We start from the raw sequence: 17742 nt of genomic DNA, 5'->3' as shown, positions 1-17742 counted from the left end.
GATGATCCTTCGTTCATTGAGCCGCTTGCCGTTGGCGGGCGCGAACCTGGCCCTGGGGGTGCCCTCGCATGCGGCCCACCGCGCGGTGCGCCTGGCGGTCGGCGCGACGGAAGTGGGCGTGCACACCACGGTGCGCGGCGCGACGGCTGCGTCCAGGACGGCGGTGCGGGTCGGCCGGGTCGGCTTGAACGCGATGACGCCCGGCCGGGGGTACTGGCACGCCGGGTCCAGGTTGCACCTGCCGCTGCGCCCGGCCCCGGGTTCGTCGGTGCGCGAAGTCGAGGCGGCGGCCAAGCGGGTGGCGGCCGGCCTCGCGCAGCACCCGGACGTGCTGACCGCCTACTGGGACGGCGGGCTGGCCCGGCTGGTGGTCCAGATGACCGAGGACGCCGCGACCGACCAGGTGGTGGGCCGGGCGACCGAGCTGGCCTCCCAGCAGTGGCTGGAGCGTCCGGACGAGGAGGTGCTGGAGCAGGCACACCCGGGGCACCCGGGCGGCATCCGCACCGGGCTGCTGGCACTGGGCTGCGACGCGGCCGGGATCACCACCGCCGTCGCCGCCCGGTCGGTGCGCCTGCGGAGCACGCCGCACCTGGTCACCGCCGGCATCACGCTGTTGCGGGAGGACCCGCGGCTCCGGGCCGGACTGCGACGGAGGCTGGGCCACAGCGCCACGGACCTGGTGCTGGCGGCCGCCAACGCGGCCGCCGCCGGCTTCGGGCAGTCGCCCACCGCGCTGCTGGTGGACGCGGCGCTGCGGGCCGGGCAGCTGGCCGAGACCGTCGCCCGGGCCGCCGCGTTCGACACCGCACATGACACGGTCTGCTCACCGGAGCGGCTGAGCCTGGGCGGCGCGGACGTCTGCCGACCGCGGATCCACCGCTATCCCGGTGAGGACTTCCGGCAGCAGGCGGTCAGCGGGACCCTGTTCGGCGCGGCGGGCACGCTGCTGTTCACCCGCGATGTGCACGAGGTCGCGGAGGCCCTGCTGGCCGGCAACCCCAAGGCCGTCCGCTACGGACCGGCCGCCTTCGCCGCGGCCCTGGGCACCGAGCTGGCCCGCGAGGGCGTGCTGGTCCGCAACATCGACCGGCTCCGCCAGTTGGAGCTCGTGGACACGGTGGTGCTGGACCCGCGGGCGCTGCGCAGCACCCGGCGGACCATCTTGGACGTCGACTCCAATGTCTCCGACTGGGACCACGACCGGTTGTGGCAGGCCGCCACCGCGGCACTGGAGTCCAGCGGAGCGGTCGAGCTGCGCCCGGTGCCCGACGAGGGCGAGTCGCGGACCGGGCTGATGATCGCCGCGGCCGACGGCCGGGACGTCGGCACGGTGCTGGTCGGCTGGGAGATCGACCCGCTGGCCGAGGCCGCGCTGGACGCGGCCCGCCGGGCGGGGCTGCACGTCGTGGTGCAGGACGACGGCTCACTCGGCGACTTCGGTGCATTGGCGGACGAACTCATCGGCGCCGACCGGTCGTTGCCGGACGTGGTGAGCGAACTGCGGCGCTCCGGAAAGGTGGTGATGACGCTGGCCCGGGTGCCGCGCGGCGAGGCCACGACGGAACGCCAACTGCCCGAGGAGAGCCGGGAGGTGCTGGCCGCACTGCTGCGCAGCGACCTGGCCGTCTCGGTCACCGACGAGCAGGGCGCGGTGGTCTGGGGCGCGGACGTGTTGCTGCTGCACGGGCTGGAAGGCGCCTGGCGGCTGCTGGCCGCGATCCCCGCCGCGCGGACCGTCGGCGCGCACTCCAAGATCTTCGCCGAGGCGGGGGCGGCGCTCGCCGGACTGCTCGTGGTGACCCGGGACACCCGGTCGAAGCGCGGCGGACTCCCACTGAACGTGCGGATCAACCCGGTTGACGCCGCCGCGGCCGCCGCACTCGTCTCCGGCTGGCGGGCCGCCCTTCGGATCAGTACCGGCCGCACGCCGCACCCGCCGCCACGGGTGCCCTGGCACGCCCTGCAGCCGCAGGAGGCCCTGAACCGGCTGGGGGCCCGTGCCCGGGCCGCGGAGCCGACGGTGCCGTCGCGCGTCCGGGAGGCCGCGGAGCGGCTGGCACGCCATCCGCTGTTCCTTCCCGAGCAGCTGACGTACCGTCTGGTGCGCGCCGTGCATGCGGAGTTGCACGATCCGCTCACACCGGTCCTGCTCGTCGGCGCGACCGCGTCGGCGCTGCTCGCCTCCCCGGTGGACGCGTTGATGGTCCTCGGTGCCATGGGTGTGAATGCCCTGGTCGGCGGTGTGCAACGGGTGCGGGCCGAGCGGGCGCTCGCCGGCCTGAAGCTGGAGCAGCGCCAACAGGCCCGGCGCGTGGCCGACTTCGGAGCCGGACGGACCGGGACCGTGGCGGCCGGGCGGCTGACCGCGGGCGAGGTGATCGAGCTCTACACCGGCGACGTCGTCCCGGCCGACGCCCGGCTGCTGGCGGTCGACGACCTGGAGGTCGACGAGTCCTCACTGACCGGTGAGTCGCTGCCGACCGCCAAGCAGGTGGACGCCACCCCGCAGGCCTCGCTCGCCGACCGCCGCTGCATGGTCTTCGAGGGCACCACGGTGGTCGCCGGCCACGGCCGGGCCGTGGTGGTGGGCACCGGTGACGAGACCGAGGCGGGCCGGGCGGCGCACCTGGCCTCCCGGGCCCAGCCGGCGCCCGGCGTGCAGGCCCGGCTGCACCAACTCACCAGCCAGATGCTGCCGTTCACATTGCTGGGCGGCGCCGCCGTGACCGTCCTTTCGCTGCTGCGCCGCCGACCGGTGCGGGAGGCGGTCCGCGGCGGGCTGGCGGTCGCGGTGGCCGCCGTGCCGGAGGGGCTGCCGCTGGTGGCGACCGTCGCGCAACTGGCCGCCGCGCGCAGGCTCAGCCGGATCGGCATCCTGGTCCGCACCCCGCGAGCGCTGGAGGCGCTCGGCCGGATGGACACCGTCTGCTTCGACAAGACCGGCACGCTGACCGAGAACCGGCTGCGGGTGAAGCGCGTGGCCGCCCCGGACGGCACCCAGTACCCTGTCGACTCCGCCGACGCCGCGCCGGTGCTCCAGGCCGCCGCGCTGACCTGCCGCACTCCCGGCCAGGAGGCCGGCATCCACGCCCACTCGACCGACGAGGCGATCCTGGAGGCGGCGCCACCCGACCCGCCCTGGACGGCCGTCGAGGTGCAGCCCTTCGAAGCCAGCCGCGGGTACGCCGCGACCGTCGGCGCCGGCGACCACGCTCGCACGCTCCTGGTGAAGGGCGCTCCCGAGGTCGTGCTGGCTGCCTGCCCGGACGCCCACGACGACGACGCCGCACAGGAGTTGGCCGAGGACGGCCTGCGGGTGCTGGCGGTCGCCGCCCGCCCGCTCACCCGCGCCGAGGACCCCGCCGAGGCCCTCGACCGGCCGCTGGCCGACCTGGAACTGCTCGGCTTCGTCGCCCTGGCCGACACACCGCGCCCGAGTTCCGCGCCGTTGGTTGCCGACCTGCGCCGAGCCGGAGTGCGGCCGGTCATGCTGACCGGCGACCATCCGCGCACCGCCCGTGCGGTGGCCGTCCGACTCGGCTGGCCCGAGGACGTGCTGGTGGCGACCGGGGACGAGCTGGCGGCCAGTGACCGCGCCGGCCGGGCCCGCCTGCTGCGGGACTGCGGTGTGGTCGCCCGGGTCGCGCCCGAGCAGAAGCTGCATGTGATCGAGGCGCTGCAGGAGGCCGGGCAGGTGGTCGCGATGGTCGGCGACGGCGCCAACGACGCCGCCGCGATCCGCGCCGCCGACATCGGGGTCGGCATCGCGGTGCGCGGCTCGGCCGCCGCCAGGAACGCGGCCGACCTGGTGATCGCCAGTGACGACCTGTCGATGCTGGTCGGTGCCGTGGCCGAGGGCCGAGCGCTGTGGCGCAGCGTGGCGGACGCGATCAGCGTGCTGATCGGCGGCAACGCGGGTGAGACCGGCTTCTCGGTGCTCGGCACCCTGCTGTCCGGTTCCTCGCCGCTGTCCACTCGGCAGATCCTGCTGGTCAACCTGCTCACCGACATGTTCCCGGCGATGGCCGTCTCGGTCACGCCGCGTGACGAGACGGCGGAGCAGCCGGTGGGCGGCGAGCCTGCTGCCCTGAGCGACAGCGTCCCCGTGGGCGTCGCCGCCCTCGGTGACCCGCTGACCCGGCAGATCAGGCAGCGCGGCATCGTCACCACGCTCGGCGCGACCACGGCCTGGCTGCTCGGGACCGTCACACCGGGCTCCGCACGGCGCACCAGCACGATGGCCCTGTGTGGCGTGGTCGGCGCCCAGCTCACCCAGACCGTCGTCGGACGTCGGCACAGTCCACTCGTGCTGGGGACCGCCCTCGGCTCGGCGGCCGTGCTGGTCGCCCTGATCGAGACGCCGCTGGTCAGCCGGTTCTTCGGCTGCACCCCGCTCGGCCCGGTGGCCTGGGCCGGGGTCGCCACGGCGATGGTCGTCGCCGCGCTCGGCCCGCGTCTGGTGCCGAGGCTGGAGCACCTCATGGAGCGGGTGGAGCGGGACGGTCACGGCTGACTCCGGAGCGGCCGGCCTCTGGTGGATGACCTGGTGAGCCTCTCGATGACCCGGTGAGTGGTGAGTGAGGCGATGACCCGGTGAGTGGTGAGTGAGTGAGGCAGGACGGCCATCGGCCGTCCTGCCTCACTCACACCAGCCCCTGTCAGCCGGTCACCCCGGCGAGAGCCGCCCGCGCCAGGAGCCCGTCTCATGGCCGCGCTCCTCGATGAACCCCTTGAAGCGCTGCAGGTCGCCCTTGACCCGCCGGTCGAGCACGCCGACCAGGTCGGCGGTCGCCTCCACCGCTCCCTCGGGCTTGTAGTCCATGGCGACCTTGACCCGGGTGTGGTCGGCGTCCAGCCGTTGGAACGTCACGACGCCCTTGTGCGTCGTGTCGCCGGACACCGTTCGCCAGGAGACCCGCTCGTCCGGCAGCTGGTCGACGATCTCGGTGTTGAACTCCCGCTTCACACCGGCGATGTTCGTCTTCCAGTGGTTGTGCCGGTCGTCGATCTGGCGGACCTCCTCGACGCCCTCCATGAACTGCGGGAACTCCTCGAACTGGGTCCACTGGTTGTACGCCGTGTGCAACGGCACGCCGACGTCGATCGATTCGGTCACCATACTCATCAGACACCTCCACGAAGGCAGCCGGAACCTGACGGGCGGTGGTGGTCAGCGGCAACGGCCCTGGTCACCACCACCGTCACAGCGACTGCGTCTGCCCGCACCCACGGGCAGCAAACACCCGGCCTACCCGGCGCCGGCCAGCTCGGGCAGCACCTGCTCCCGGTAGCCGGCGAAGAAGTCGTCGTGCTCCGCGCCGATCTGACCGACGTAGACCTCGTCGAAGCCGGCCTCGGCGTAGGAGCGGATCGTGGCGAGGTGTGCGGCCGGATCGTCGCCGCAGGTCACGGCGGAGTCCACCATCGCCTCCGTGACCAACTCGCTCGCCTGCTCGAAATGGGCCGGGGTGGGCAGCACTTGGTTCAGTTCGCCGGGCAGCAGCTCGGTCGGCCAGAGCCGGTGCACCCGCTTCACCGCGCGCGCCCGGTCGGTGTCCCAGCAGACCTTGACCCCGCCGATCACCGGCTTGCCGGGGCCCGCGGCCTGCCGGAACCCGCCGATCAGCTCACGGTCCGGCGTCATGGTGACGAAGCCGTCGCCGAGGTCGGCGGCCAGCTGCGCCGCCTTGGGACCGAACCCGGAGACCAGGATCGGCGGCGGCTGCGGCGGCGGGGTGTAGAGCCGGGCGTTCTCCACCGTGTAGTACCGGCCGCGGTGCGAGAGCGGCGCACCGGTGAACAGCGCCCGCATGATCCCGACCGCCTCGGCGAGCATCTCGGCCCGTTCGGCGAACGGCGGCCACCGGTCGCCCAGGATGTGCTCGTTGAGCGCCTCGCCGGTGCCGACGCCGAACGCGAAGCCGCCGCCCAGCAGCACACTGCTGGTCGCCGCCGCCTGGGCGGTGACGGCCGGATGCAGCCGCATGGTCGGGCAGGTCACCAGCGTGGTCACCGGCAGGTCGGTGACCTGCGACAGCGCACCGATCATCGACCAGACGAACGGGCTGCTGCCCTGCGCGTCGTTCCAGGGGTGGAAGTGGTCGGAGATCGCCAGCCGGGTGAATCCGGCGTCGGCCGCCGCCCGGGCCTGGGCGAGCAGCTCGTCGGGGGCGAACTCCTCACAGGAGAGGAAGTATCCGTACTCGGTCATCAGCGCCCTCCTCGGTTCCGGGACCTTCCGGGCCACCGGGGCGGCTACCCGATCGCTGCCGCCTGACGCGGGTTTCCGGACCCCACCGCGGGGCAGGCGCGCGGCTGCGGGGGAGTTGAGGCATCAACGGGGACGAGGGGGACGAGGAGAGGAGACGCCCATGACCGCCGCCGCGCTCTTCGACGTCGACGGCACCCTGCTCGACACGACCTACCTGCACGCGCTCGCCTGGAGCGACGCCCTGGAGCAGTACGGTCACCGCCTGCCGATGGCGCGGATCCACGGCGCCGTGGGCATGGGTGGCGACCAGCTGCTGGAGCACCTGCTGCCCGCCGACCGGGACCGGGACGACGACGCCCGGATCAGTGCGGCCCACCAGGCCCTCTACGCACGCTTCTGGCCCCGGCTGCGCCCCTTCGACGGAGCGGCCGAACTGCTGCGCCGGTGCGCCTCCCTCGGGCAGCGGGTGGTGCTGGCAAGCTCGGCCTCGGGCCGCGACCTGTCCGTGATGCGCCGGGTGCTCGACGCCGATCCGGCGATCTGGGCAGCCACCAGCGCCGACGACGTGGCGGCGAGCAAGCCGGCCCCCGACCTGGTGCAGGCGGCCCTGGCGAAGGCTGAAGTGCCGTGCACACAAGCGGTGTTCATCGGCGACACCAAGTGGGACGTCGAGGCGGCCGTCCGCGCCGAGGTGCCCTGCATCGCGGTGCGCACCGGCGGGGCGGCGCCCTGCGCCCTGCGCTCGGCGGGCGCCGTCGAGGTGCACGAGGATGTCGCCGCGCTGCTGGCCGGGCTGGCGGACAGCATGCTCGGGCGGATCTCCTGACGATCCGTCAGCAGACCCGCCCCGGCGCCCTGTGCGCCTGCGTCATCCCCTTCGTCATCCGTCGCCCTGCGCGCCTCTCCCCTCGTCGTCGTCATCGCCGACTACGGCGAACTCCGGACCGTTCGCCCGGTCCTTCTCCCGCTCGTCGGGCGGTGGCCCGCCCTCGCCCGTCATCCGGGACTCCGGCGTCTCCACCGGTCGGGCATCCGGGTGTTCGGGCCTGTCCTGCTCGGTCATCGCTCACTCCGTTCTCTCTTCGCGCACGGTTGCCGGGAGTCGGCTCCCGAAGCCGCTCACTCCAGCCGCACCCGCAGGAACTGCAGCAGATCGGCGACGGTGATCGCGGTCAGCGTCGCACTGACCACCCGGGTGAGGTCCGGGGCGAGGACCTGGCCGGCGGTCAGGCCGGTGGCCACCCACAGCGTCGTGCAGAACGGGCAGCTGACCAGCTCCCCGATCGCGCGGCGGGCCCCGGTGCCGCGCGGCTCCTCGTTCACCTCGGACGGTCCGGCCGGCCCCTGGTAACGGGTGAAGGGGGCCCGCAGCGGACTGGTCACCGCGTCCTTGGCGGCCAGCCGGGCCAGCCGGTGCACCGCGCCGGCCTGCAGCAGCACGTCCCAAGGCCCGGGCCGGGGAAGCGGCCGCCGCAGCACCCGGGCGCCGACGGCCACCGCCGACACCGACACCGCGTAGCCGCCGAGCAGGGTGAGGTAGCCGCCGAGTGGCCGGTCAGCCGTACCGGAGTACTCCTCGGCGACGGCCCTGGCGGCCTGGCCGGGCCGGTCGTCCGGGGTGTCGCCGGCCCACGTCGGGGTCGGGGCGACGCCGGGTGCCTGCCCCACGGGTTGGGATGCCCTTGAGTGTTCCGCTCGCATGGTGACCTCCTCCGACGCTGCCGCGTCTACCCGTTCGGCCGGGGCGGACACACCGCGGGCCGGGCCCGGGGCGCCATACCGGGCTGCGGTGTCGGGAGCGCGGCTCCTCAACCCTGCGGTTGCCTGGGCTCTTTGCCGTCCGGGCCCTTCTCGGCGGCTCGGCGGCGGACCAGCCGCCGCTCGACGGCCGTGCCGGCGGCGAGCAGGACGAAGATGAGGGCCGCCACGGCCAAGTACACCGTGGTCTCCGGGGCTGTCACCGTCGCGGCGGCGAGCACCGCGAGGACCAGCGCGGTGAACGCGAAGACACCGGCGAACACATTGGCCGTGAAGCGGCGCAGCGGCGCGTCGTCGCGGGCCCGGCCGCTCCCGGAACCGTCGCGGTCGTCGCGGCCGTCGCCGTCCCGGCCGGTCCGGCCGTCGGCGAGCCGCCAGCGGTCGAGGAAAGCGCCGTCTCCGTGCACCCGGTGGGCTTGGTGTCGACCTGCCATGACGTCCTCCGCATCCCGAGCAGCCGTGTAAGGCCTCCCGCTCAGTACGGGAGGGGGCGACCCGACGGTGTCCGCAGATCGAGTGGCGAGCGCGGGCGTCGCGGCGCGGGGTGCTTGATCACCTTGATCCCAGCCATCTCCGCCACCTCCTCGGTGAACTCGACAGGGCGTCTGCCCACGCTGCCGTGCTTCTATCCGCCCCACGGGTCCGCCTCACCCGCCGGTGAACGGCCGCGCCCACCGGCCACGGTTCTCCGGCGCTGATTCCGCCCCGGAGCCCGGTTTGCCGCACCAGGCACCGGGCAGCCGCCCGGCGACGGCAACCGGGGCACGACCCACGCCTGCCCCAGGACGGAGCACGTGACATGACCAATCCCGGACCTCCCGAAGAACGCCCGCACGCACCCGTGGCCCCCGGGACCGGCAACCCCGGCCCGCCCTCGAAGCCCGAGCGTGACGACAAGGACATCGCCCTGGACGCCCACCGGGCCCCCGACCCGGACGGCGCGCTCACCACCGACCAGGGGGTGCGCGTCGACGACACCGACAACTCCCTGACCGTCGACGACCGCGGGCCCACCCTGCTGGAGGACTTCCAGCTGCGCGAGAAGCTCACCCGCTTCGACCACGAGCGCATTCCCGAGCGGGTGGTGCACGCCCGTGGCTCGGGTGCGTACGGCTACTTCGAACCCTACGAGTCACTGGCCGAGTACACCTGCGCGGACTTCCTGCAGACGCCCGGGCACCGCACCCCGGTGTTCGTCCGCTTCTCCACCGTGCAGGGCCCGCGCGGCTCCGCCGACACCGTGCGCGACGTGCGCGGCTTCGCCACCAAGTTCTACACCAGGCACGGCAATTACGACCTGGTCGGCAACAACATGCCGGTCTTCTTCATCCAGGACGCGATCAAATTTCCCGACTTCGTGCACGCCGTCAAGCCGGAGCCGCCGGACGAGATGCCCACCGGCGCGAGCGCGCACGACACCTTCTGGGACTTCTGCTCGCTGCAACCCGAGTCCACGCACATGCTGATGTGGCTGATGTCCGACCGGGCGATCCCGCGCAGCTTCCGGATGATGCAGGGGTTCGGCGTGCACACCTTCCGGCTGGTCAACGCCGAAGGGGTCGGCACCTTCGTGAAGTTCCACTGGAGGCCGAAGCTCGGGGTCTGCTCGCAGGTGTGGGACGAGGCACAGATCACCGCGGGGCGCGATCCGGACTTCCACCGCCGCGACCTGTGGGAGGCGATCGAGGCCGGTGACTTCCCCGAGTGGGAGCTCGGCGTCCAACTGATACCGGAGCGCGACGAGTTCGCCTACCCCTTCGACCTGCTGGACCCGACGAAGATCGTGCCGGAGGAACTGGTGCCGGTGCGACCGGTGGGCCGGATGGTCCTGAACCGCAATCCGCAGAACTTCTTCGCGGAGACCGAGCAGGTCGCCTTCCACACGGCCAACGTCGTCCCCGGCATCGACTTCACCAACGATCCGCTGCTCCAGGGCCGCAACTTCTCCTACCTGGACACCCAGCTGATCCGCCTCGGCGGCCCCAACTTCGCGCAGCTGCCGGTCAACCGGCCGCTGGCCGATGTGCGGAACAACCAACGCGACGGCTACGGCCAGCAGTTGATCCACCCCGGCACCAGCTACGCGCCGAACTCGGTGGGCGGCGGCTGCCCGGCGACGATGGGCGGCGGACGGCTGCCCGAGGGCGTCTTCGAGCACTACCAGGAGAGGATCGACGGCGCGGCGATCCGTCGGCGCAGCCCCAGCTTCGCCGACCACTACAGCCAGGCCGCGCTGTTCTGGCACAGCATGGCCGAGTGGGAACAGCAGCACATCATCGCCGCCTTCGCCTTCGAACTCGGCAAGGTGGCCGACCGGGAGGTGCGCCGCCGCATGGTGGTCAACCTGATGCACGTGGATCAGGGCCTGGCGGCCGAGGTCGCCCGGCGCATCGGCGTGGCGCCGCCGGATCCCCAGGACCATCCGGTCGCCGGCGTCGGCCCGGCCGACGAGCCGCGGGTCTCCCCCGCCCTGAGCCTGGAGAACCTGTGGGCCGCCGGTATCCGCACCCGCAAGGTCGCGGTGCTGGCCGTGCCCGGCGTGGACGGCGGTCAGGTGCGAGCGGCTCATGAGCGGCTGGGCGCCGAGGGTGCCGTGGTGGAGACGGTCGCCCCGCACGACGGCCACGTGCTGGCCCAGGACGGTGAGCACCTGCCGGTCGACCGCGCGCTGCCCACCACTGCCTCGGTGCTCTACGACGCCGTCGTGGTGCCGGACGGCGGCGGCCGGACGCTGACCGCGGAACCGGACGCGGTGCGCTTCGCCACCGAGGCGCTGCGGCACGGCAAGCCGGTGGCGGCGCTCGGCGATGGCACCGCCCTGCTGCGGGCTGCCGGGGCCGACGAGCCCGAGCAGGTCGCCGGGGTCGCGGTCAGCACCTCTGGCGGGCAGCCCGGTACGTCGTTCTGGGAAGGCTTCGTCCAGCTGATCGAGCAACACCGGTTCCCGCAGCGCTGAGCCCGGGGGTGACCGTCCGTCGCGGACCGGCCGTGGATGTCGGGATCACGGCCGCTTCCGGTCGGCGGGCGGCGCCGGCCCGGGCAGGGCCGCGCGCACGCTGTCGCAGATCGTGAAGACCCTGTCGGCGCCGGTCATCTCCAGCAGGCGGCGCATCTGCGGCGGCGGGGACGCCAGCACCAGCTCCGTGCCCGCCGCGGACGCGTCCCCGCGGCACCGGAGCAACGCGTTGAGGCCGGCCGAGTCGCTGAACGTCAGACCGGAGAGATCGACGACCACCTGGGGCAACCCCTTCTGGACCGCTTCGGCGAGGACGTTCTGCAGCTCGGGCCGCTGGTCCTGGTCGACCTCGCCCCGCAGGCGGCAGATCACGGCCGTGTCCGTCACTTCCTCGATGGTGATCCACAGCCCACGCCCCGGGCCATCCTCGGCGTTCGGCGGGCGGTCGTGCGGGGTGGTGGACATCGATGTACCCCCTTTGCTGGGGACAACCGGCCCGTTTTCGAGCATGCCTCGTCGAGCGGACGGGTACCAGTGGCGGACACCGGCAACGGCAGCCCGACGCGCCCGCGACCCCCGGCAGCAGCGCCCGGAGCCGCACAGCACGGAAGACACGCCCCGGCTGCCTGCCCGGCGCGCAGGGGACGATGCGGATCAGTCGGAGTAATCGCCCCCCGCGCGCGTCGCGCGGTGGACGGCGAGCCGGGCGCCCAGCAGCAGCACGGTCGAGGCCCAGATGACGGAGAACACCACCAAGGCGCTGACGGTGTGGTCGTGCGGGGCCGCCAGGGCCAGGCTGAGCGAGAGCATCACGAGCACGATCGGCACCGCCGGTGACACCCGCCCGGCTGCCTGTACGGCGCGGCCGGCCCGGCTCGGCAGGCCCGGGTGCATCGTGCTCAGCTCCCGGTCCAGCTTTCCGTCGGCCCGCAACTCCTCCTCGATCTCCGCGAGGATCCGCAGTTCGCGCTCTGAGAGCGTCGGCCCGTCCACCGTCGTCACCTCCGTACCGAACAGGTGATCACCGTAATCAGCCGCTGCCCGGAAGGGAACGGCCCTGATCCATTGCCCGTGCAGGACTCCCCCAGCTGGAGCGGCAGGGCGAAGGCGCCACGCGGACCGCCGACCCCGCCATGCGACGTGAGTGCCACGCTCAGCACCGGCCAGCGCAGCTCGCCGGGAGCCGGCAGGTCGGGCACGAGCACCGGGCGCCGAGTGCGGAACGCATCCAGGGTGGGTCCCTCGCCGAGGGCGAACTGCCGGTCCTCCAGGCGTCGAACCCGCTCGTCGCCGGCCCAGACGCCGGCCCGGTGCCCGGCTTCGGTCATCAGCACGATGGCGCTGCCGTCGACGGCCGGCGCCTCGACCGCTGCGCCGCACAGCCGGTCGGGCAGGAAGCGGCTGCTCGCCCCGGCGACGGCCGCCGCCATGAGCTGCGCGATCCGCGTCAGATCGCCCATCTGTGCGTCCAGTCCTGGGTGGCCGTCGGCCGGGGAGCCCTGAACTCCGGCTGCCGCGCCGAACGGCAGGCCATGCCTTGCGGTCACGCGCCTGCCCGAAGACGGCGTTCGCTACACATCCGGGCCGGTGCCACCCGGCGAGCGGGGTCGGACCCACCCGGCGCCCGGGGCCGGCCGAAGGCTGCCCCGCCGCACCCGCGGCGCGCCGCCGGTCCGCGGCCGCCGGGTCAGCCGCCGCGGCCGTCCTCCGCAGGCCGTCGGCGCCGGTGACTGGTGTCGCAGAACGGGTAGTGGTGGCTGCGCCGGCAGGTGCAGAGCGCCACCACCGGGCGGTCGCACAGCACGCTGCGGCCGTCCGGAAGGACGATCTCCACCGGACCGTCGATCAGCACCGGACCTCGCCCGGTGAGCCGCACCCGCGGCGGCCCACCGCCTGCGCCGGGCGGCGGGCCCGGCCGGGGCGGTGCGTCCGACCGGGGCGCTCCGGCGGACGGCTCAGTCGGCCCGCACACCGCGGATCACCACGAGGGTCTCGTCCCGCTGTCCGTCGGCGATGATTCCGCGCCGTTCCAGCCAACCCGCCCGGGCCGTCAGCACGGGCCCGAACGGCTGGGTACGGGCGGCCACCACCCGTGCGGCCAGGCCGGCCCGGCGCAGCATGGCCAGGGTCGCCCGGGGGCGGGCCAACGACGACTGGACGACCAGCAGCACTCCGCCCCGGGCCAGCACGGCGGGCGCCTGCCGGCAGATCCGGTCCAGCAGCAGCCGCCCGTCGGGCCCGGCATCCCATGCCCTGGCGACGCCGCGCCGCGGTGGCGCGGCGTCGGCCGCCGGCACGTACGGTGGATTGCTCACCACGAGGTCGAAGCGGGCGGAGGTCACCGGGTCGGTCAGGTCGCCCCGGCGCAGCCGGACACGGCGGTGCCGGAGGCGGGCGTTGACCCAGGTGCTGGCAAGGGCGAGCCGGGAGAGGTCGACCGCGGTCACCTCGGCGCCGAGCGCCGCCCCGGCCAGCGCCACCGCGCCGCTGCCGGTACCGAGGTCCAGCAGCCGGGTGCCCGGGCGCGGGCCCTCCTGCCGCAGCGCCTCGATGAGCAGCTCGGTGTCGCCCTGCGCCGGGTAGACGCCGGGCGGTCGGAAGAGCAGCATGGCCGGCGTCTGCCCGGGATCCGGTCGGCCATGCGGCGGACTGCGGTGCCGGTCGGCCATACGGCTGACTGCGGTACCGGCCACCCGGGCCGGTCGGCGCGAGCCCGGGTCACCCCTGGCCCGCCCCACAGCGGCGGGGTCACCCCTGGCCCGCCCCGCCGCCGGCCGGCGCGTCGGGCAACGGCACCCGCAACGAGCTGCGCCCGCCGCGCCACGCCGCCACCAGGTGATCGCCGAGCCGGTCCTCGGTGGCGCCGGTCGCCGCGATGCCGAAGGCGATGTCGGCCGCGAGTGCCGGTTCCTGGCCGACCAGCGGTTCGATGACGGTGTGCCGCACCAGCTGCTCGTGCACGGCGTCGGCGAGCACGTGCTCGCGGTGGAACCGGGTGCCGGCCGGGGAGGCCCCCAGCCGTTCGAACGCCGTGGCCAGCCGTTCGGCGCCGGGCGACGAGGTGATCTCCAGCGCGGCGAACTGGCCGACCAGCGCGCCGCGCAGGGCCCGGTGCAGTCCGAACATGGTCATCATGTTGACCACGGCCAGCGCGGGGGCAGGCACCGCGTCCAGGTAGCGGCCGTAGCCGGGATCGAGACCGAAGTCGGCCATCGCCTCGGCGAACAGCCGGGCGTGCGCCCGCTCCGGACGGCCCGCGCCGTACTCGTCGTACTGCACGGCCATCATGGCGGCCTTGGCCGGGACGGGCAGCCGCGGCACCGCCCACAACTGCGGATCGGCCTCCTTGAGCTGGTACAGCGAGCGGTGCACCAGATACTCGCGGGCCTGCCAGCGCCGGCCCTCGGCCAGCAGGTGGTGGGAGGGGCCACTGCCGTCGGCCGGTTCGACGAGCAGCCGGTCCAATGCCCGGGCGAGCGGTTGCGGTGGGCCGACGGCGGCGTGCAGCGCGGCCAGGTAGCCGCGTTCGAGCCGCCCGCGGAGCGCCAGCAACTCGGGCTGCCATTCCCAGCCGGGATCGACGCCGTCGAAGCCCTGGTAGTGGAGCTCGTAGCAGGCGTAGAGGGCGAGTTGGACATCCTCGCCCCAGGCGTCCCCGTCCCGGGCGATCTCGCCCCAGGCCTCCCCGCCCCGCACGTCCTCACCCCGGGCATCAACGATCGTGCGACCGAGCGCGTCCTCGCACCAGGGCCCCGACGCCGGCCCGGGGCGGCCCGGCGCCGGGGGCTCGGAACGCAGCGCGGTCAGCACCGCCGCGCTCACCGGTCCGCGGGCGGTCGGCAGGGCGGGCTGCGCCCCAGCCGTCTTGGTGAGGAGTTCGGACACGGTACTCATCTCCGATGGCGGCTCGCGGTAGTCCTCGGCGGGGGCGGCTCCAGCGACAGCACTCGCTCCCCCGGTGCACGGCCCCTCCCGGGTGCGCCGCCCTCCTGCGGTGCGCCGCCCTCCCCGGTGCACGGCTCGAGGGGTGCACGGTCCATGTGCCTGCGACTGCCCGGACGCCGCGAACCCCAAACGGGGGCGGATCCGGACCGGGGCGGCGTGGTGACTCCCGCCGACCGGGGTAGGCGCCCGCCATGACCGTCCGACATCCTGCGGAACGAAGCCGGCACGGGCGCGGCCCGTTCGAGCACCTCGCCGAAGCGGCGTCGAACTTCACCGGCTCCCCGCTCTTCTACCTCATCTGCACGCTGCTCGTCGCCGCGTTCGTGATCGTCCACGCCCTGGGCCTGCCGCTCTCCGCGCAGCTGGCGGCCGGCGACGCCATGACAGCGGTGACGCTGCTCCTGATCGCCCTGCTCAAGAACTCCGAACGGCGGGCCGAGCACGCGATCCAGCGCAAGCTCGACGCGATCGCCTCGGCCGTGCTGGAACAGCTGCAGGGCGAGAAGCGCCAGGCGGAGGAAGACCTGGAGCAGGCCATCGGGCTGGAGGAGAAGACCTGAGGTTCGGCGCGCCGGTGGCGGCTCCGGGAGGTGCCGAGGACCAAGCGTGGGGGGCGGGCCTTCCGGGTAGACGCACGTGCTGTGGAGGTGAGCGGCCCGTGAACGTCGTCGAACGACTCGTGCGAGCGGTCGACCGGGCCCAGCAGCGGATGACCGTGCCGGGTTTCGTGGTGGGCGTCGTCAAGAAGTACGGCGATGACCGCGGCGGCCAGCTCGCGGTGCTCATCACGTACTTCGGCTTCATGTCGCTGATCCCGCTGCTCCTCCTGCTCAGCACCGCGCTGGGCTTCGTGCTGCACGGTCATCCGGGCGCCCAGCAGGCCGTGGTCAACTCGGCGCTCGCCGACTTCCCGATCATCGGGAACCAGCTGCGGCAGAACGTGCACTCGGTGCAGGGCAGCGGGCTGGCTCTGGGCATCGGCCTACTCGGCCTCCTCTACGGCGCGCTCGGCGTCACCCAGACGCTGCAGTTCGCCATGGCGCAGGTCTGGAACGTCCCGGGCCGTCGCCGCCCCGGCTACTTCCCCCGGCTGGGCCGGGGCCTGCTGCTCTTCGTGATCCTGGGCACCGGCCTGCTCCTGAGCACCGCCGCCGCCCAGCTGACCATCAGCACGGTCGGTGGACCGGCCGCGGCCGTGGGCGGCCTGGTGCTGTCCGCGCTGCTCAACACCGGGCTCTTCCTGGTCTGCTTCCGGACGCTCACCCCGCGCGACGTGCCGTGGCGGCGCCTGGTGCCCGGGTGCCTGTTCGCCGGGCCGCTGTGGACCATCCTCCAGGCGCTCGGCGGCGCCCTGGTGGCGCACCAACTGCGCCACGCCGACCAGATCTACGGGTTCTTCGGCACCGTCATCGGCCTGTTGTCCTGGCTCTTCATCGGCGCCCAACTGACCGTCTACGCCGCCGAGATGAACGTCGTGCTGGCCCGGCGCCTGTGGCCGCGCAGCCTCGTCCAGCCCCCGCTGACCGGCGCGGACCGCAAGGTCCTCGAGGCGATCGCGCGCCAGGAGGCCCGACGCCCGGAGCAGGACGTCCGGGTGCGGTTCAAGGATCCCTGACCCATGAGCAACCGGCCTGGTACCGACAGCAGTCGGTCGGCCGCGAACCGGAAACGGAGGACCGGACGATGCGAGCAGTCACATGGCACGGCCGGCGTGACGTCCGTGTGGAGGAAGTCCCCGACCCCCGCCTGAAGGACCCGACCGACGTGATCGTCGAGGTGACCAGTACCGGCCTGTGCGGATCGGACCTGCACCTCTACGAGGTCCTGGGCCCCTTCCTCGACCCGGGCGACATCCTGGGCCACGAGGCGATGGGGACGGTCCGCGAGACCGGCCCCGGGGTCACGGCACTGCAACCGGGCGACCGGGTGGTGGTCCCGTTCAACGTCAGCTGCGGCACCTGCCGCCTGTGCACCGCCGGCCTGCACTCGCAGTGCGAGACCACCCAGGTCACCGAGTACGGCAACGGCGCCGCACTCTTCGGCTACACGAAGCTCTACGGCCAGGTGCCCGGCGGTCAGGCGGAACTCCTGCGGGTGCCGTTCGGCGACACCCTGCCGATCAAGGTGGTCGACGGTCCGCCCGACGACCGGTTCGTCTTCCTGTCGGACGTCCTGCCCACCGCCTGGCAGGCCGTCGAGTACGCCGCCGTTCCCGACGGCGGCAGCCTCGCCGTCCTCGGCCTGGGCCCGATCGGCGACATGAGCTGCCGCATCGCCGCGCAGCGCGGCGTCGAGAAGGTCATCGGCATCGACCTGGTTCCGGAGCGCCTGGCCCGGGCCCGTGAGCGCGGCATCACCGCCCTCGACCTGAACGAGCACGGTGAGCACATCGCCGACGTCGTGCGCGACCTCACCGACGGCCTCGGCCCGCACGCGGTCATCGACGCCGTCGGCATGGAGGCCCACGGCTCGCCGATCGCCGAGAAGGCCCAGCGCCTGACCGGCCTGCTGCCGGACACCGTGGCCGAACGCCTCATGCGCCGCGCCGGCGTGGACCGGCTGCACGCGCTTCACCTGGCCATCGACATGGTCCGCCGCGGCGGCACCATCTCCCTCTCCGGCGTCTACGGCGGCATGACCGACCCGATGCCCATGCTCACCCTCTTCGACAAGCAGATCCAGCTGCGCATGGGCCAGGCCAACGTGCGCCGCTGGGTCGACGACCTGCTGCCGCTGCTCAGCGACGAGGATCCACTCGGCGTCGAGGGCTTCGCCACCCACCACCTGCCGCTGACGGAGGCGCCGTCGGCCTACGACATGTTCCAGCGCAAGGCGGACGGCGTGGTGAAGGTCGTCTTCCGCCCCTGAC

Annotated in this window: 17 protein-coding genes; 6 read left to right on the top strand and 11 right to left on the bottom strand. The window is 73.7% G+C overall.

The window, feature by feature from the left end:
• The first annotated feature begins 1 nt into the window (after position 1).
• Complete coding sequence (locus tag LN042_RS01375) at positions 2-4516, top strand: cation-translocating P-type ATPase (RefSeq protein ID WP_230047853.1); 4515 nt, start codon at positions 2-4, stop codon at positions 4514-4516.
• Between the two features lie 153 nt (positions 4517-4669).
• Here LN042_RS01375 and LN042_RS01370 read toward each other — a convergent pair whose 3' ends face one another.
• Positions 4670-5128 carry an SRPBCC family protein gene (locus LN042_RS01370; protein ID WP_230047852.1) on the bottom strand — a complete coding sequence of 153 codons (459 nt, stop codon included), beginning with the start codon at positions 5126-5128 and terminating at the stop codon, positions 4670-4672.
• A gap of 123 nt (positions 5129-5251) precedes the next feature.
• Positions 5252-6214 carry a TIGR03557 family F420-dependent LLM class oxidoreductase gene (locus LN042_RS01365; protein WP_230047851.1) on the bottom strand — a complete coding sequence of 321 codons (963 nt, stop codon included), beginning with the start codon at positions 6212-6214 and terminating at the stop codon, positions 5252-5254.
• Positions 6215-6374: 160 nt separating this feature from the next.
• Between LN042_RS01365 and LN042_RS01360 the strand changes: the two genes are divergently transcribed.
• Positions 6375-7040: an HAD family hydrolase gene (locus tag LN042_RS01360; RefSeq protein ID WP_230047850.1), complete on the top strand. Its 666-nt coding sequence runs from the start codon at positions 6375-6377 to the stop codon at positions 7038-7040.
• A 54-nt stretch (positions 7041-7094) separates the two neighbouring features.
• Here LN042_RS01360 and LN042_RS01355 read toward each other — a convergent pair whose 3' ends face one another.
• From LN042_RS01355 to LN042_RS01345, 3 genes are all read right to left on the bottom strand, one after another.
• Entirely contained in the window at positions 7095-7277 is a 183-nt protein-coding gene (locus LN042_RS01355) for a hypothetical protein (RefSeq protein WP_230047849.1), read from the bottom strand.
• Positions 7278-7333: 56 nt separating this feature from the next.
• The gene (locus LN042_RS01350) at positions 7334-7915 is read right to left on the bottom strand and encodes a DUF1360 domain-containing protein (RefSeq protein WP_230047848.1); all 582 of its coding nucleotides are present in this window, start codon (positions 7913-7915) and stop codon (positions 7334-7336) included.
• A 107-nt stretch (positions 7916-8022) separates the two neighbouring features.
• Positions 8023-8406: a hypothetical protein gene (locus LN042_RS01345; RefSeq protein WP_230047847.1), complete on the bottom strand. Its 384-nt coding sequence runs from the start codon at positions 8404-8406 to the stop codon at positions 8023-8025.
• Positions 8407-8771: 365 nt separating this feature from the next.
• Here LN042_RS01345 and LN042_RS01340 point away from each other — a divergent pair, with 365 nt between their 5' ends.
• Positions 8772-10928: a catalase gene (locus LN042_RS01340; protein ID WP_230047846.1), complete on the top strand. Its 2157-nt coding sequence runs from the start codon at positions 8772-8774 to the stop codon at positions 10926-10928.
• A 45-nt stretch (positions 10929-10973) separates the two neighbouring features.
• Here the strand turns inward: LN042_RS01340 and LN042_RS01335 are convergent, their stop codons facing one another.
• The 6 genes from LN042_RS01335 to LN042_RS01310 all read right to left on the bottom strand — a co-directional run bounded on the left by LN042_RS01335 (position 10974) and on the right by LN042_RS01310 (position 14822).
• Positions 10974-11393 (bottom strand): STAS domain-containing protein, encoded by a 420-nt coding sequence (locus tag LN042_RS01335; protein ID WP_230047845.1) that lies wholly within the window; start codon positions 11391-11393, stop codon positions 10974-10976.
• Positions 11394-11582: 189 nt separating this feature from the next.
• Positions 11583-11930, bottom strand: coding sequence for a DUF3040 domain-containing protein (locus tag LN042_RS01330; RefSeq protein WP_230047844.1), 348 nt, complete (start codon positions 11928-11930; stop codon positions 11583-11585).
• On the bottom strand, positions 11927-12388 hold the full coding sequence (locus LN042_RS01325) for a GAF domain-containing protein (RefSeq protein WP_230047843.1): 462 nt from the start codon (positions 12386-12388) through the stop codon (positions 11927-11929). Before LN042_RS01325 ends, LN042_RS01330 begins: the two co-directional genes overlap by 4 nt.
• Positions 12389-12615: 227 nt before the next feature.
• Positions 12616-12780 (bottom strand): CDGSH iron-sulfur domain-containing protein, encoded by a 165-nt coding sequence (locus LN042_RS01320; protein ID WP_230047842.1) that lies wholly within the window; start codon positions 12778-12780, stop codon positions 12616-12618.
• A 103-nt stretch (positions 12781-12883) separates the two neighbouring features.
• A complete protein-coding gene (locus LN042_RS01315; protein WP_230047841.1) occupies positions 12884-13537 on the bottom strand; it encodes a HemK2/MTQ2 family protein methyltransferase in 654 nt (217 codons plus the stop codon).
• Positions 13538-13676: 139 nt separating this feature from the next.
• A complete protein-coding gene (locus LN042_RS01310) occupies positions 13677-14822 on the bottom strand; it encodes an iron-containing redox enzyme family protein (RefSeq protein ID WP_230047840.1) in 1146 nt (381 codons plus the stop codon).
• A 242-nt stretch (positions 14823-15064) separates the two neighbouring features.
• Between LN042_RS01310 and LN042_RS01305 the strand changes: the two genes are divergently transcribed.
• The 3 genes from LN042_RS01305 to LN042_RS01295 all read left to right on the top strand — a co-directional run bounded on the left by LN042_RS01305 (position 15065) and on the right by LN042_RS01295 (position 17741).
• The gene (locus LN042_RS01305; protein WP_230047839.1) at positions 15065-15433 is read left to right on the top strand and encodes a low affinity iron permease family protein; all 369 of its coding nucleotides are present in this window, start codon (positions 15065-15067) and stop codon (positions 15431-15433) included.
• A gap of 98 nt (positions 15434-15531) precedes the next feature.
• Positions 15532-16488, top strand: a complete 957-nt coding sequence (locus LN042_RS01300; protein ID WP_230047838.1) for a YihY/virulence factor BrkB family protein — start codon at positions 15532-15534, stop codon at positions 16486-16488.
• 68 nt (positions 16489-16556) lie between these two features.
• Complete coding sequence (locus tag LN042_RS01295) at positions 16557-17741, top strand: alcohol dehydrogenase catalytic domain-containing protein (protein WP_230047837.1); 1185 nt, start codon at positions 16557-16559, stop codon at positions 17739-17741.
• Position 17742 lies beyond the last annotated feature (1 nt).

The organism is Kitasatospora humi, from assembly GCF_020907985.1.
Taxonomy (GTDB): domain Bacteria; phylum Actinomycetota; class Actinomycetes; order Streptomycetales; family Streptomycetaceae; genus Kitasatospora; species Kitasatospora humi.
The sequence above is the reverse complement of the archived record's forward strand: the minus strand, read 5'-3'. Positions and strand labels throughout refer to the sequence as shown.

What these genes read in the sequence shown, in the direction of transcription:
- LN042_RS01375 (WP_230047853.1), top strand. Translation starts at nt 2, where the DNA reads ATGATCCTTCGTTCATTGAGCCGCTTGCCGTTGGCGGGCGCGAACCTG.
- LN042_RS01370 (WP_230047852.1), bottom strand. Translation starts at nt 5,128, where the DNA reads ATGAGTATGGTGACCGAATCGATCGACGTCGGCGTGCCGTTGCACACG.
- LN042_RS01365 (WP_230047851.1), bottom strand. Translation starts at nt 6,214, where the DNA reads ATGACCGAGTACGGATACTTCCTCTCCTGTGAGGAGTTCGCCCCCGAC.
- LN042_RS01360 (WP_230047850.1), top strand. Translation starts at nt 6,375, where the DNA reads ATGACCGCCGCCGCGCTCTTCGACGTCGACGGCACCCTGCTCGACACG.
- LN042_RS01355 (WP_230047849.1), bottom strand. Translation starts at nt 7,277, where the DNA reads ATGACCGAGCAGGACAGGCCCGAACACCCGGATGCCCGACCGGTGGAG.
- LN042_RS01350 (WP_230047848.1), bottom strand. Translation starts at nt 7,915, where the DNA reads ATGCGAGCGGAACACTCAAGGGCATCCCAACCCGTGGGGCAGGCACCC.
- LN042_RS01345 (WP_230047847.1), bottom strand. Translation starts at nt 8,406, where the DNA reads ATGGCAGGTCGACACCAAGCCCACCGGGTGCACGGAGACGGCGCTTTC.
- LN042_RS01340 (WP_230047846.1), top strand. Translation starts at nt 8,772, where the DNA reads ATGACCAATCCCGGACCTCCCGAAGAACGCCCGCACGCACCCGTGGCC.
- LN042_RS01335 (WP_230047845.1), bottom strand. Translation starts at nt 11,393, where the DNA reads ATGTCCACCACCCCGCACGACCGCCCGCCGAACGCCGAGGATGGCCCG.
- LN042_RS01325 (WP_230047843.1), bottom strand. Translation starts at nt 12,388, where the DNA reads ATGGGCGATCTGACGCGGATCGCGCAGCTCATGGCGGCGGCCGTCGCC.
- LN042_RS01315 (WP_230047841.1), bottom strand. Translation starts at nt 13,537, where the DNA reads ATGCTGCTCTTCCGACCGCCCGGCGTCTACCCGGCGCAGGGCGACACC.
- LN042_RS01310 (WP_230047840.1), bottom strand. Translation starts at nt 14,822, where the DNA reads ATGAGTACCGTGTCCGAACTCCTCACCAAGACGGCTGGGGCGCAGCCC.
- LN042_RS01305 (WP_230047839.1), top strand. Translation starts at nt 15,065, where the DNA reads ATGACCGTCCGACATCCTGCGGAACGAAGCCGGCACGGGCGCGGCCCG.
- LN042_RS01295 (WP_230047837.1), top strand. Translation starts at nt 16,557, where the DNA reads ATGCGAGCAGTCACATGGCACGGCCGGCGTGACGTCCGTGTGGAGGAA.